This is a genomic window from Legionella saoudiensis (assembly GCF_001465875.1).
GTDB lineage: Bacteria > Pseudomonadota > Gammaproteobacteria > Legionellales > Legionellaceae > Legionella > Legionella saoudiensis.
In genome coordinates this window covers 453,168-466,996 of record NZ_LN901324.1, presented here as the reverse complement: position 1 = coordinate 466,996, position 13,829 = coordinate 453,168, and the positions used below count along the sequence as shown (strand labels likewise).

The window sequence follows — 13,829 nt, the reverse complement described above, 5'->3', positions numbered from 1 at the left end:
GTCATTGCGAACGAAGTGAAGCAACCCAGAGTTTCGGGCTCAGCAATAAATTACTAACAACTTTTCGTGAGTATAAAAACCCTGGTTATAGCAAACAAAACGTTTAACTATTTAATAAATTTAACTTTTATAGTTTTTAATGTCGCTGTTTTGGGCTCCCAACTGCGAGCGTATTTAAATTTCAGCTCTGTACTTGCAGGAGCAACTTTCCCTTTTTTTATTTGAAAAACATAATGCATTTGGCCACCGGCGCCAACTAGGTTAGTTTTAGGTTTTTCATAGGCACTGGAACTTAAGGTTAAAAGATCATGGTCGTATTTAACCAGGGACCATTGAAATCCTGTAGTAGGATTTGCAGGTAAGTTAATAACCAATTCAGGAGCTGTGACATTTACCTTCATTGTTTCATCATCTGCATAAGCCATGATTGATATCCCCAAAAGCAAACAGCTTAGCACTACCCTCATTTTATTCTCCTTTAGATGCATCTAATGTCAGTTTAGCTTATTTTAAGTAAATCCTCGTTGCAAGCAGCAGGATATTCATTTTTGATAATTATTTGACTATAACGGCCAAATTAAATACCATAAGTCGACTTCAATCAGCGGAGAGTTGTATGTTTAATGCACAAGACTGGCAAGATTTAAATTATATTTTTGATTTAAATGAAGAGGAAAATGATCGCAGCTACATTTCTGGTGTTTCAGAACGTGGATTTGAAGTATATACACGAAGGATGAATTTTTTTAAGCCCATAGAAAATAGCCGTGATTTTTTCCATGATCTATTCACTATTCTACGCTGCCCTCTTGCTTTTTCAATGGGCTCTGTCATCGCTGCATACAATACCGTTATTGGAGCTGTGGCCCTTGCTGGAGATTTATTAATCACTATGGCAAGCCTTATCTTTATGAGTGATGAAGCTGTGGATACCGCACTGGAAAATACGGGTAAAGCTTTAGCCTATACAGGCACCATGCTCCTGGGTACAGCTATGGGCTTATTATTAGCAGTGCTTAGTATTCCTTATAATACCGTATCTCTAGCTACTCGTATGTCATCTATGGTGATTCCCCCCTTAGCTAATTTGTATGTAGAACCAGAAAACTCATTAATGTTCTAATACTCATCCGTTCAGTCCTCGTATTAGCACCTAATACGAGGGCCCAACTTTTTGTAAAATAAAAGAATTCTATAATTGACGTTTATGTTGATTCACTTAAAATAGATTATTATCAACAGAGCTAATTTTCTTTGCCATAATATATTAAAGAAGTTATCCCTTACATAAGAGATCTTATGTTTGACAAAATTTATAATGCGGCATTGGAAGCCCAAGATGTTTATGAGCTAAACAAGAGCCTCTCAGACACACATATTGATGTACTTGATAGTTCGCCCCCCTATTTTACACCTGCGGGTAAATTAGCCGCAGGAGGGCACTATAAAGCCGCAGAAATGTTACGTAATATAGGCGCTCTGGTCGATCCAATTGCTATGGGGTATGCCTTCGCGGGCACTCATCGAATGGTGGAGGAATATCGTTTAAACCATCGAGCTGATCCCAGCTCTATTGCCATGGGATATGCTCTGGCTGGAGATCATGATAACGTCGAATTGTATCGAGTTAAATGCCAAGCCAATCCAAGTACAATTGCCATGGGTTATGTCCATGCCCATAATGATGAAAAGGTAGAAGAATATCGCCTACAACATCGCGCGAATGTTAATGCCATTGCAATGGCCTATGCGCAAGCTTGTAATCACAGTAAAGTGGAAGAATATCAAACCCAACATAAAGCCGATGTTAAAGCCATCGCCATGGGTTATGCCCTTGCCGGGGAACACAAAAAAGTTAATGACTATAGAGTAAAACACAAAGCGGATGTAAATACTATCGTGATGGGGTACGCCCTAGCGGGTAACCACAGTAAGGTGGAAGAATACCGGACCACGCATGAAGCAAGTGTGAATGCTATTGCGGTGGGGTATGCCCAAGCAAGTAATGATACCAAGGTTGAAGAATATCGTACACAACATGATGCGGATGTAAGCTCAATTGCTATGGGTTATGCGCTGGCAAATAATCATGTTCGGGTAGAAGAATACCGGCTATTGCATCGTGCAGATCCTGGACTAATTGCTATAGGCTATGCGCGCACAGGGAATCATGCCAAAGTTGAAGAATATCGCTTAAGACATCTCGTTAATCCTGATTTTATTGCTATGGGATATGCACTTGCGGGTAATCATAGCCGGGTGGAATATTACCGTAAACACTATCATGCATCACTAAAAACTATTGCTCAAGGCTATGCACGCTCGAGTGAACCCGTACCCCGTTTATATTTTGCCATAAATATTCTTACCCGACATGGCCCAGCAGGTCATGCCATCATCGATGTAATGCATCGACTTCGAACAGGTCAGGATCGACGTTGGAATCCTTTTTGGATGAATAGTGGTACTAAATTGGAGCATATTATCTATGCTGTTGAGGGACTAAAGTTTACGGACCGCATTGAAGAGTTAATTAACAATCCTAAATCAGAACTTTATATTGCGCTTAACACCCATCGAGCCGCCATTGTTAATTTATTTAGCTGGTTAGGGTTTAGCCATGCGCGCTCACTGCTTTATGTTAAAGACCAACTTTTCAAAATGAAACAAAAAAAATAAAAAAATATCTATCGTTATGCTCTTGATATTAAACCCTATAAAGGCGATTATTTTACTTTTTTGTACGTAGGAGCGCGTGTGGAATACGAAACTATGGAATTTGATGTACTCATCGTCGGTGCAGGACCGTCGGGATTATCTGCCGCGATAAAATTAAAGCAATTAGCCCTAGCCGCACAACAAGAGCTTTCCGTTTGTATTTTAGAAAAAGGAGCTCAAGTGGGTTCCCACATACTTTCAGGAGCGGTTCTGGAACCCAAAAGTCTCCAAGAGCTTTTGCCAGATACTTGGCAGGATGCACCACTGGATACTCCCGTAAGTGAAGATCAATTCTATTTCCTAACGAAAAAACGCGCCTGTAAACTCCCTACCCCAAAGCCAATGCTGAATGAGGGAAATTACATCATTAGCTTAGGCGAGCTCTGTGTCTTTCTGGCACAACAAGCTGAAGCCTTAGGTTGTGAAATTTATCCTGGTTTCGCTGCAGTTAAAGCGCTTTATAACGATAAAAATCAAGTTATTGGTGTGGAAACGGGTAGTGTTGGTATCAACAAAAACAATGAAAAAACCGAGCACTTTCAACCAGGAATGCATTTGCTTGCAAAGCAAACTCTATTAGCTGAGGGATGTCGTGGCCAATTAAGCCAAAAATTAATGGCACGATATCACTTAAGGGATAAAGCAAACCCACAAACTTATGGTTTAGGAATCAAAGAAATTTGGCAGGTAAGTGCAGAGAAGCATGAGCCCGGTAAAGTGATTCATACTGTAGGATGGCCTATGGATGCATCCACCTATGGTGGCTCCTTTATTTACCACTTGTCCAAACAACGGGTTGCAATTGGTTTTGTTGTTGGTTTAGATTATAAAAATCCTTGGCTTAGCCCTTTTTCTGAATTCCAGCGCTTTAAAACCCATCCAATGGTAAGTGCATTATTAGCCGGTGGAGAACGAATTAGTTATGGTGCACGCGCTTTAAATGAGGGCGGATGGCAATCATTACCAAAATTAACTTTCCCTGGTGGGGCTTTGATAGGCGATGCAGCAGGTTTCCTTAATGTTCCTAAAATAAAGGGCATCCATATGGCGATGAAGTCAGGAATACTCGCCGCAGAAGCTTGTTTTGACACATTAAAAGAAGCTCAAGAAGCACCGGTTGAATTGACCAGCTATACCGAAAAAGTAAAAGGCTCATGGTTAGAACAGGAATTATATTCTGTCCGTAATATAAGGCCAGGTTTTAAATATGGATTAATTCCAGGATTAATTAATGCTGCGTTTGAAACCTATATCACGAATGGAAAGTCACCTTGGACTTTGACAAATCATGCCGATTACACAAGTTTAAAGTTAGCTAAGAATGCTAAGAAAATTGATTACCCTAAGCCAGATAATGTACTTACTTTTGATCGCCTATCCTCAGTATTTTTATCAGGCACCTTTCATGAAGAGGATCAACCCTGTCATCTGGAGTTAAAAAAACCTCAATTGGCAATTGATGTGAATCTAAAAAAATATGCTTCTCCTGAAAGCAGATATTGCCCTGCCGGGGTTTATGAAATTGTTGAGTATGAAGATGGCCCTCAATTACAAATTAATGCTCAAAACTGCATTCATTGTAAGACCTGTGATATAAAAGATCCGCGGCAAAACATTGTATGGCATGCCCCTGAAGGCGGTGGTGGTCCTAATTATTCGGGAATGTAGCTTGATTGAGCTATGTCACGCTGAAGAATTTAGGTGGGGAAGAAGTTTTGCATGGGACGCTATAATTCTGCGTCCCATAAAAGCGTAAGCGTTCGCGCTATATGTATTCTATTAAAATTAAATAAAAAAACTGCTGCCATTGCGAGCCATGGCGAAATTTATATATCTCATGAATGCTTACTAAGCTCCTACACCTCTTCCGTAATTTCTTTATCCCATGGCATAAGTACAAGCTCATCCCACCATTTACTTAAAGAGTATTGATTAAAATAAATAGCCAATTGGCCTGAAAGCAATTCCTTACTTTCCTCATTGAGATATAAGCTGCAAGTGAGTACCATTCTAATTGTCTCTTCACTAAGCTCCCAGCACTCATCATTCAATTTTAAGAAAACAGTAGGAATTAACTCCTGACGTTCTATATCATCGAGATAAGGCATGCAGGCCGTAAGCACTTGAATTACTGCACGCTTAATTTCTAAAGGAGCATAATCAAGCAATCTTAGAGAAGCGTTTAAAACTTGATTACGACGCGCATCATTAAAATAAGGAATACAACCAACACAATCATGGAGCGCAATTTCACAAATACCAGGATTTTTGTCATGTATCTTTAAAAGCATTTGTTCAAGAACCAACTGCTGTGAATGATCAGCAAGATAAGGCATGAATTTAATAACCGTTTTACGTGCCATATTGCTCACAAAAGAGTTTTTATCATTAACCATGGGTAGAATTAGCTCAAAAACTCTCTGATGATTTTTCTCATCTAACCCTGAAATCAACGGAATCAGCACTTGCAAAGCCATCCCGCGGACAATGGAGTGGTTATCATTTACCTTGGGGATAATTGCATTAAGCGCTTCTTGGTAATTTTCATCGGTAAGAAACGATATAAGCGACAACATAGCTTGCAATATCATATAACGATGACTCCAATCACTCTCATCCAGATAAGGCAAGATAACCTCAAGAACTTGTCGATGCTGTTCGGTATTTAGATAAGGCATCAATTGAAGCATCGCCTGCAAAATAGCATCGCGAACTATCCAGTTAATATCGCTTAAATTAGCAAAAATGATATTAAATGCCTCTTCACGTTTTGCATCACTTAAGTGAGGAATACATACTCCCATAATTTCCAAAACAGCTTTGCGTATTCTCCCATTGGAGCTATCTAAGTTAGGGAGAACTGCATTAAATATGTCGGAGCATTGTTCTCTATTGAAATAATGCATGCATGCAAAAATAATTTTTAAAACCGCTAAGCTTATCCTCCAATCACCCATACTTAATTTTAAAAAAAGAGCGCGAATGACCACATTGCAACATTCATTATCTAAATAAGGTATGCACGTGGAGATAATTTTTAAGGCATCATCACTAATAAGCCAACTCTTATCATCCAGCTTTAATACAATTAATTCGCTTACTTTCTGGTGTCTATCCTCATTAAAGTAGGCCATATACACAGCAACTAGCGGAAACGTGCTATCGTAATTATTTATATTGCTTTCTAACTCCCAATGAGCATCTAGACTTTGCAAGTGACTCTCATGCTGAGAAAGATGTTCACTAACAATTTGTTGTGCCACAAAACGGACCTTAGGTTCTTTATCATTTAATTTCGTTCGTATAGCAGAAAACATTCGCTCACGATCTTTATCATTAAAGTAAGGAATGCATACAGAAATAATTTTTAGTACCGCTTCTCGGGTAGAGGAAGCCTCATCGTTGAGCTTGGGAAGGATAATATCAATTAACTCTTGATGTCTTTTATCATTAAGGCAAAGAATCAATACGGGTAAAATTTGTAGTATTGTAAGACTATCGCTGGCATCTAGCGCCTGCCCCTTTGCGCTGTTCGAAAAATGCGGGTACTTTTTCCATATATCATCGATAATATTTTTTACTTCAGCCTTTACCTGTTCTTTGTTAATGCTTAAAAACTGCATTAGATTAATGTATTTTTTGTGGGTATCTGCATTATTTAACAATTCGTTAAAGCACGCGATTCGCTGATTTTCGGTCAAAAGCGGAATCCAGTGATTAGCATGATGTATTACTAATAAATGACGTACTAACTCATCGGGAAGCAGAAAATTCGACCCAGAAAGCAAGAAAATTAAGCCATAAAGATGGGCCTCTCCGGTCTTGTCTTTAATATATTCTCTAATTAATTCATCAAGATGGTCAATATTATGCGTTTTACAAAAAAATAAATTCTTATTGCCATATCTTTTAGCTTTAATTAATTTTTTTAAACTTTGAATTTGCCAACGCAAATCATCATCTTGCTTTCTAAAAAGCAAAATTTTGACAGCCCAATAAAGAGATTCATTGCTTAACTCATCAATTAAGCTAGCAATAACCTCTGAAGGCATTTTAAGAAAAGCCAGTTTATCAATAACATCTGGCGTTTTCAGAAAGCTCTGGAGCACCACAGGACAAGCTGCTGCCATAGCACGGGTTAGCATATTTTAAAACCAAAAAGCTATAGAGAGTGGCACATTATACTCCCTGGATCTCCAGGGTCAATTTATTATACGCGAAGCACTTGAATTCTTCGGACTGTCTATCCTCGCATCAAGATCATGCAATGCACCCATTGGTTGATTTTTGAACTATAATTGTAAAGGAGTGATACTTATCTAAGGAGAGGATGAAATGAAAAAGCTTCTTATAGGATTATTATTAGCTCCAATAAGCTCAATGGCTTTTGCAGATACTATTGTTACTGAAACAAGTAATTGGAAAAGTATCCCCATCACTGTTGATCCTGGCACACAGGTTTATCGTTATGAAGGCCCCGTACCCGAAGGAGATTTTTATTACTCTTACAGTGGACATCGCTGCTTTAAAGAAAAAAGAGATATTGTAGGAGTCAATGCCATAATTTTCCATGCTGGGGTACCTGGTGGTAGTGATATCTACTGTTATCCAGAATAATACAATCTTGAAACCCAGACTTAAATGATTTTAGTCTGGGTTTATAATCTTATGAAATGTTCGCGTTAGGTGCCAGCTTAACCTCTGCAGGTAGTCGATTTAGCTTTTACTTTTACCAGCACACATGATGCATGTTGCAAGTTTTAGCTAGCGCTGAATCATTACTAAGTAAATCCTGTCAGGTTCTTCGTTTAATTTTGTCTATACTTAATAAAGATTAATTTTTTATCTATTATCCACCAATAGTTATAAAGGAGGATACTTCTATGAAAAGCTATCTAAACCCTCAACCTTTCGCTGTAGATCGGGTCAGTAAGATTAATGAGAAGCCCGCAAAGCCCGAGCACTATAGACATTTCAAAGACAATAAAACAGCGAAAGAGATTTATAAAAATGAATCCGAGGAGCAAGCCTGGACTGATGTTCTTGAAAAATTTAATCCAGAACAGAAATTTAAACATGATTAAGATTTAATATAGGATATATGAGAAAAAACGTCATTGCGGCAAAGGTGACTACTTACTTTATCCGCAATGACGTACTCAAAACCAGTTAACCGCTTGAGCGATAATTGAGCCATAGGGGCGCATCGTTCGCTTTGAATAGTACCGGTTATTCAGTACCATTGTGAGGAGCATAATGACTAGGCAACAACCCTGATGTTCGGTACTTTGATCTTGCATATTACCTAAAGTTTTTGAGCTATTAGGCCTGATTCTAGATCGGGATTGTGCTGTGAGTCATTCAAGTCCTTTGTCACATTCGATGCATTTTTCAATATTTTTTGAAATTCAATTACTGCATCACAAAGTTGCTCAACCTCTCCTTTTTCAACCCAGAAACTTTGGAATGCTAAAGGTGATTGTGCTATAAGGCTTTTTTTGGATAATGGAGTATTTTCTTTATTAGAAAGCACAGCCATTAATTTATTTAATACAGTAATTTTGTCTTTTGTTTTCGCATCATGCGGAATTAAACCTTCACGGCCATAAGCATTAATTTTCCCTTGAATGAGCTGTGCGAGGTAATTGCTGGCCTGTTCAACATCCATGCGCTTCACTTCATTACTGTAGGCAACACGAGTAAACAATCGATAATGATTAGGGTTTATTTCTCGTACTTCTTCATCTCCTTGTCTTAAACCCTGCCCTACCTGATGCACCATATTATTCTGTGATAATTCAGATTTTCCTAAATAAAGCATTCCTTTAATCCATGCTTTGCCATTGTGAGGAAGCGTATGCCACATCATATCAAATAGAGTTAAAGTCGCTGCGGACAAAGCACAGGCCATGCCTAAAGCGGGTGCCACCGTAGGAAACAGCATAACAAAAAGAACGGAACCAACTGCAGCGGAAAGTATTCCCAATACGAATATATTATTGATTGCAGCCTGAACATGATGCATCCGCTGACTGCGATCAAGGAATGATTCATAAGCCCTATAAAAATTAATACCCATCATTACTAATTGATGGGTAAACGCAAGGCTTAAGCTGCTTAAGAAAAACCATGCTCCTGCAGCAAAACTTACTCCAAGCAAGGCTGATACCACTGCACCATAAAGGGAGATACTCGCTAAAACAGCACATGTTGCTGATACAGTCAAATTAAGCCATTGATCCAGATTTTTATTATTGGCCTTTGCAAGCTTATAAGCATTTATTAATGCATTAATAGTCAACAACAGTCCAATAAAAGGAAGCATGATAAAGAATAAAGGGGAACCACCAAAAGCGGAGTACCAACGCGTATCAGCCATAGTTGAAAACAATGCGACTTCTTGAGTTTCTCTAATGTATGTAATTGCTTTTTGCAATTCATTAACTAACATTGATTACCTCTTATCAGAACAAGTTATGTGACATAGCCAGATGGAAAACCTGGTTGCAAGCAACCAGGCTACAATAACGACAATTATTGACGTAAATGAGGGAATAAAATTACATCGCGAATTGATTGCGAATTGGTAAACAACATAACCAATCGATCAATTCCTATCCCTTCCCCGGCAGTTGGCGGTAACCCATACTCCAGAGCTTCAATATAATCACTGTCATAGTGCATAGCTTCCATATCCCCTGCATCCTTTTCCTCTACTTGCTTACGGAAACGCTCGGCTTGATCTTCTGCATCATTTAACTCCGAAAATCCGTTTGCAATTTCGCGGCCAGCAATAAAAAACTCAAAGCGATCGGTAACATCCGGATCCTGGTCATTACGACGTGCCAAAGGCGAGATTTCGGTAGGATATGCAGTAATAAATGTAGGTTGAAACAGTTGATGTTCTACGGTCTCTTCAAATAAAATCATTTGCAACTTACCTAAACCATCTGTTGGTTTGTACGGAAACCCGTTTGCTTCAAGTTGTTTACGGCAAAAGTCTACACTTTCTAATTGTTGCGCACTAATGTCTGGATGGTAATGTAAAATAGCTTCTTTTACTGTCATACGCGCGAAGGGCTTATTAAAATCAATTACTTGACCTTGATAGTCAATCTGACGTGAACCAATTACCGCATCACATAAGTACTGTAATAATTGCTCAGTAAAGTCCATTAAGTCATTATAATCTGCATAGGCCTGATAAAACTCAACCATTGTAAATTCAGGGTTATGACGCGTGGATAATCCTTCATTACGGAAATTACGGTTAATTTCGTAAACACGCTCAAAGCCACCTACAACCAGACGTTTTAAATATAACTCTGGAGCGATACGTAAATACATAGTCATATCCAGACTATTATGATGTGTAATAAATGGACGCGCAACGGCTCCACCAGGGATTGGATGCATCATAGGTGTTTCTACTTCCAGAAACTGATTTTTGTCCATAAACTGTCTAAATGCTTGAATCAAACGTGAACGAGTCAAGAAGGTAGCACGGCTATCCTCATTTGCAATTAAATCAACATAACGCTTACGGTATTTAACCTCTTGATCGGCCAAACCATGGAACTTATCGGGTAATGGTCTTAAGGATTTAGTTAATAATTCAACATGTTCAGCGTTTACAGTCAATTCACCCGTGTTCGTTTTAAATAGCTCTCCACGCACACCAACAATATCACCAAGGTCCCAATGCTTGAACTGCTCGTATATTTCAGGAAGATCATTAGCTCTAATGTAGATTTGGATACGTCCGGAAACATCTTGAATATGGAAAAAACTGGCTTTACCCATAATACGTCTTAGGACAACTCGTCCCGCAACGGCGACTTTAACATGCTGTTCGACAAGCATTTCTTTTTCTGATTCAGCATATTCTTTAAGTAAATCGGCAGCTAAATGTTCACGACGAAACTCATTAGGGAAATTAAACCCAGCTGTGCGTAAATCGGCTAATTTTTGCTTACGGATAATATAGACTTCACTCTCATCTAAATGTTCTACTTGTTGCTCATCTGTCATGCTGCACCTACTCCTGCCTTTAAACTGGCTTCGATAAATTGATCTAAAGACCCATCCAATACGGCTTGCGTATTGCTTGTTTCCACGCCAGTCCGTAGATCTTTAATACGGGATTGATCTAATACGTAAGAACGTATTTGCGATCCCCAACCTATATCTGACTTGCTGGCTTCCAAAGCTTGCTGCTCAGCGTTTTTCTTTTGCATTTCCAATTCATACAACTTAGCCCGCAATTGTTTCATTGCTTGATCTTTATTGCGATGCTGGCTGCGATCATTTTGACATTGCACTACAATACCACTTGGAGCATGGGTTATACGTACGGCCGAATCAGTTCGGTTTACGTGCTGGCCACCGGCCCCTGAGGCACGATAAGTATCAATCCGTAAATCCGCAGGATTGATTTCTATCTCAATGTCATCATCGATTTCCGGAGAAACGAACACAGCAGCGAACGAGGTATGTCGGCGGTTTCCTGAGTCAAATGGTGATTTTCGCACTAAACGATGTACACCACTCTCCGTCCGCAACCAGCCAAAAGCATAGTCACCACTAAAATAAATTGTCGCACTTTTTATTCCTGCGACGTCTCCAGGTGAACACTCAATGAGTTCCGTAGTAAATCCATGCTGCTCGCCCCAGCGCAAATACATCCGCAGTAACATTTCTGCCCAATCCTGAGCTTCAGTGCCCCCAGAACCTGATTGAATATCTAAATAAGCATTACAGGTATCCATCTTTCCAGAGAACATCCGTCTGAATTCTAAATCAGCCACTTTTTTTTCAATAGCCTGTACTTCAAGCCCTATTTCATTAATTGATTGTTCGTCATTCTCTTCTCGGGCTAACTCAAATAACTCCGTTGAATCAGCAATAGATTGACCTAACTCAATTAATGTCAAAACAATATTTTCCAGTTGGGTTCGCTCGCGACCTAAAGCCTGAGCAACTTCAGGATTATCCCATACTGAAGACGACTCCAGCTCACGAACAACTTCCTCTAAACGTTCGCGCTTGGCGTCAAAGTCAAAGATACCCCCTAAGCGCTTCCACTCGCTTATCTAGATCTACTAGATGAAGGTTAATTTGGTTTACTTCTAACATAAGTGTCTCATTTAAAAAATTAACTTCGCATTCTACCGCGAAAGTGCTTTTCTATCTAGAGTCAACTTAAACAACGAAGATTAAATATGGAAAACTGTGCCAATTTATTGGCACAGTTTGAGGTGAGAACAACAGAATTTTAATGGGTTAAGATTTTTAAGGAATCGGGAAGCAATTTGGATACTCCTGGCACCCCGAACCCTGTAAACATTCCATTATCTTGGTAATCAGAAGGCAAAATGGGGTAAATACCGTTGATCGAATAACTCCATGTGTTCCCTCCGTCACGGCTGACTGCTAATAACGGATAATTTTTAGTGCCATTAGAATAACTACCCGCGGCAAAACAAGTCGTTCCCTTGCATTGCACCGCATTAAAATAGCCACCAGTCATGGTGTCATTAGTCATAGTAGGGTAAGTACTAGTAATTCTATAAGTCCATGTTTTTCCACCATCAGTACTATTCGCTAACAAGGGATAATCTCCATTTTCATTTTGATAATCTCCTCCAACAACACAAATAGAACCACTACAACTTGATGCATACACCTCACCAAAAGCATTCATAGAAAGGTAATCAGAAGGAAGTTGCGGAGTAGAACTATCCATTGTATAAGTCCAGGTCTGACCTTTGTCTGAGCTTGTTGCAATTAAAGGATAATAGTTATTTTGATTATTTTCATAACGTCCTACAGCAATACATACTTCACCGCTGCAACTTGCGTTATAAAATACGGCGTTGTCGTAAAAATCGCTTACCAAAGTGCTGCTATTAATTGGGAAAGTCCATGTAGAACCATTATCGGTGCTTAATGCCACTAAAGGATAATAAATATAACTAAATGTGGTATAAGAACCTACAGCGATGAAATTAGAGCCCGTTGCATCAACCGCATTAAGAGCCGCTTGATCATGAAAATCATCGGGTAGGTCTGAGTTATCATCAAGTGTAATTGCCCATGTAGCTCCCTGATTTTGACTGGTCATAATAAGCGGGTATACTAACGTGAAAAGAGCAAGTGTATAATTACCTACCGCAACACAGGCTGTTGTAGTACATTTTACGCTTGAAAACCCTTGACTGTTACCAAAGCGAAAAGGTGTTGGTAATGATGCATAAGACCAATTCACAGTAGGATTAGTTCTAAAAGCGATCGCAGGGTAGTCATTACTATTATCCGAATAACCACCCGCCGCAACACAAGAAAGCCCTGAGCATGAAACACCCAAAAAATTTCCCCTAGTCAACCCAGCGGGCTGCTGCGCTGCAGTATTTGCGCTCATGGTATAATTCCATGTTTGCCCACTATCAGTACTGCTGGCAATAAGTGGATAAGGTTGATTACCATAAGACCCGACAGCAGAACAGTTATTCAGCACACAGTCAACCGCATTCAATGTAGGTGCTCCACTGAAAGTTGACATTTCATTTGCCAAGGTAGAGGGAAGCCTTGGACCAGTAACGCCAGAAAGGGTATAGCTCCATTGCGCCCCATTATCAATGCTGGTAGCAATTAAAGAATTGGAAGTGGTTGCACTGGAATATCCGCCTACCGCAACAAAAGGAGTTATAGAAACCACGCTAACATTTAAGGGTACTGAGGCTGAAGTGCAACTGGATGCTTTACATAGGAAAAAGCCACCTGAAGCAGCCCCAATAATATCTAACTGTAATACACAACTCGCTTTAGGACCTAGCGTAAGAGGAAAGGTACAATTTCCATTGCTGACGTTAGGGATTGCTGTTGCTGGAAGTCCTTTTAAAGTGTAACCACTACGCATCGAATTCGTGTTATTTGTTATCGTGTAATATGCAGGAACACTTTTCCCAATAGGTACGGTGGTTGGCAGTGTGGTTCCAGCTTTGGGGCCTATCGTGAAATTAGCACCCGCTGTTGCCTGGGCAGAGATAAACATGGCAATAAGAGACAAGGCCAAATTATATTTTTTATTCATCTATGAAAATCCTGTTCCA

The 13,829-nt window shown here is 39.5% G+C and carries 11 protein-coding genes; 5 read left to right on the top strand and 6 right to left on the bottom strand.

Annotated features, from left to right (window positions below; translation table 11 throughout):
• Nucleotides 1–107: 107 nt before the first annotated feature.
• A complete protein-coding gene (locus BN3124_RS11040; protein WP_230849133.1) occupies nucleotides 108–425 on the bottom strand; it encodes a protease inhibitor I42 family protein in 318 nt (105 codons plus the stop codon).
• 191 nt (nucleotides 426–616) lie between these two features.
• On the opposite strand from BN3124_RS11040, the gene BN3124_RS11035 reads away from it, so the two are divergent.
• The 3 genes from BN3124_RS11035 (at nucleotide 617) to BN3124_RS11025 (ending at nucleotide 4,386) form a co-directional block, all read left to right on the top strand.
• Nucleotides 617–1,123 (top strand): hypothetical protein, encoded by a 507-nt coding sequence (locus tag BN3124_RS11035; protein WP_058534854.1) that lies wholly within the window; start codon nucleotides 617–619, stop codon nucleotides 1,121–1,123.
• Between the two features lie 176 nt (nucleotides 1,124–1,299).
• Nucleotides 1,300–2,679, top strand: a complete 1,380-nt coding sequence (locus BN3124_RS11030; protein ID WP_058534853.1) for a hypothetical protein — start codon at nucleotides 1,300–1,302, stop codon at nucleotides 2,677–2,679.
• A gap of 78 nt (nucleotides 2,680–2,757) precedes the next feature.
• Entirely contained in the window at nucleotides 2,758–4,386 is a 1,629-nt protein-coding gene (locus BN3124_RS11025; protein ID WP_058534852.1) for an electron transfer flavoprotein-ubiquinone oxidoreductase, read from the top strand.
• A 188-nt stretch (nucleotides 4,387–4,574) separates the two neighbouring features.
• Here BN3124_RS11025 and BN3124_RS11020 read toward each other — a convergent pair whose 3' ends face one another.
• Nucleotides 4,575–6,863, bottom strand: a complete 2,289-nt coding sequence (locus tag BN3124_RS11020; protein WP_058534851.1) for a HEAT repeat domain-containing protein — start codon at nucleotides 6,861–6,863, stop codon at nucleotides 4,575–4,577.
• Between the two features lie 190 nt (nucleotides 6,864–7,053).
• Here BN3124_RS11020 and BN3124_RS17210 point away from each other — a divergent pair, with 190 nt between their 5' ends.
• Both BN3124_RS17210 and BN3124_RS11010 read left to right on the top strand, forming a co-directional pair.
• Nucleotides 7,054–7,335 carry a hypothetical protein gene (locus tag BN3124_RS17210; protein ID WP_058534850.1) on the top strand — a complete coding sequence of 94 codons (282 nt, stop codon included), beginning with the start codon at nucleotides 7,054–7,056 and terminating at the stop codon, nucleotides 7,333–7,335.
• Nucleotides 7,336–7,601: 266 nt separating this feature from the next.
• Nucleotides 7,602–7,802: a hypothetical protein gene (locus BN3124_RS11010; RefSeq protein ID WP_058534849.1), complete on the top strand. Its 201-nt coding sequence runs from the start codon at nucleotides 7,602–7,604 to the stop codon at nucleotides 7,800–7,802.
• A gap of 221 nt (nucleotides 7,803–8,023) precedes the next feature.
• On the opposite strand, the gene BN3124_RS11005 is transcribed toward BN3124_RS11010, so the two are convergent.
• From BN3124_RS11005 to BN3124_RS10990, 4 genes are all read right to left on the bottom strand, one after another.
• Entirely contained in the window at nucleotides 8,024–9,169 is a 1,146-nt protein-coding gene (locus tag BN3124_RS11005) for a hypothetical protein (RefSeq protein ID WP_058534848.1), read from the bottom strand.
• Between the two features lie 83 nt (nucleotides 9,170–9,252).
• Nucleotides 9,253–10,749, bottom strand: coding sequence for a lysine--tRNA ligase (lysS, locus tag BN3124_RS11000; protein WP_058534847.1), 1,497 nt, complete (start codon nucleotides 10,747–10,749; stop codon nucleotides 9,253–9,255).
• Nucleotides 10,746–11,853 (bottom strand): peptide chain release factor 2 gene (gene prfB / locus BN3124_RS10995; protein WP_149865253.1). Its coding sequence is split into 2 segments (ribosomal slippage): nucleotides 10,746–11,777 and nucleotides 11,779–11,853, totalling 1,107 coding nucleotides; the frame shifts between segments, so codons are not numbered across the junction. Before prfB ends, lysS begins: the two co-directional genes overlap by 4 nt.
• Nucleotides 11,854–11,992: 139 nt before the next feature.
• Entirely contained in the window at nucleotides 11,993–13,810 is a 1,818-nt protein-coding gene (locus BN3124_RS10990) for a sialidase family protein (protein ID WP_058534845.1), read from the bottom strand.
• Nucleotides 13,811–13,829 lie beyond the last annotated feature (19 nt).

Excerpts from the sequence above, each read along its gene's own strand:
- BN3124_RS11020 (WP_058534851.1), bottom strand. The coding sequence starts at position 6,863 with ATGCTAACCCGTGCTATGGCAGCAGCTTGTCCTGTGGTGCTCCAGAGC.
- BN3124_RS11035 (WP_058534854.1), top strand. The coding sequence starts at position 617 with ATGTTTAATGCACAAGACTGGCAAGATTTAAATTATATTTTTGATTTA.
- BN3124_RS17210 (WP_058534850.1), top strand. The coding sequence starts at position 7,054 with ATGAAAAAGCTTCTTATAGGATTATTATTAGCTCCAATAAGCTCAATG.
- BN3124_RS11040 (WP_230849133.1), bottom strand. The coding sequence starts at position 425 with ATGGCTTATGCAGATGATGAAACAATGAAGGTAAATGTCACAGCTCCT.
- lysS (WP_058534847.1), bottom strand. The coding sequence starts at position 10,749 with ATGACAGATGAGCAACAAGTAGAACATTTAGATGAGAGTGAAGTCTAT.
- BN3124_RS11030 (WP_058534853.1), top strand. The coding sequence starts at position 1,300 with ATGTTTGACAAAATTTATAATGCGGCATTGGAAGCCCAAGATGTTTAT.
- BN3124_RS11005 (WP_058534848.1), bottom strand. The coding sequence starts at position 9,169 with ATGTTAGTTAATGAATTGCAAAAAGCAATTACATACATTAGAGAAACT.
- BN3124_RS11010 (WP_058534849.1), top strand. The coding sequence starts at position 7,602 with ATGAAAAGCTATCTAAACCCTCAACCTTTCGCTGTAGATCGGGTCAGT.
- BN3124_RS10990 (WP_058534845.1), bottom strand. The coding sequence starts at position 13,810 with ATGAATAAAAAATATAATTTGGCCTTGTCTCTTATTGCCATGTTTATC.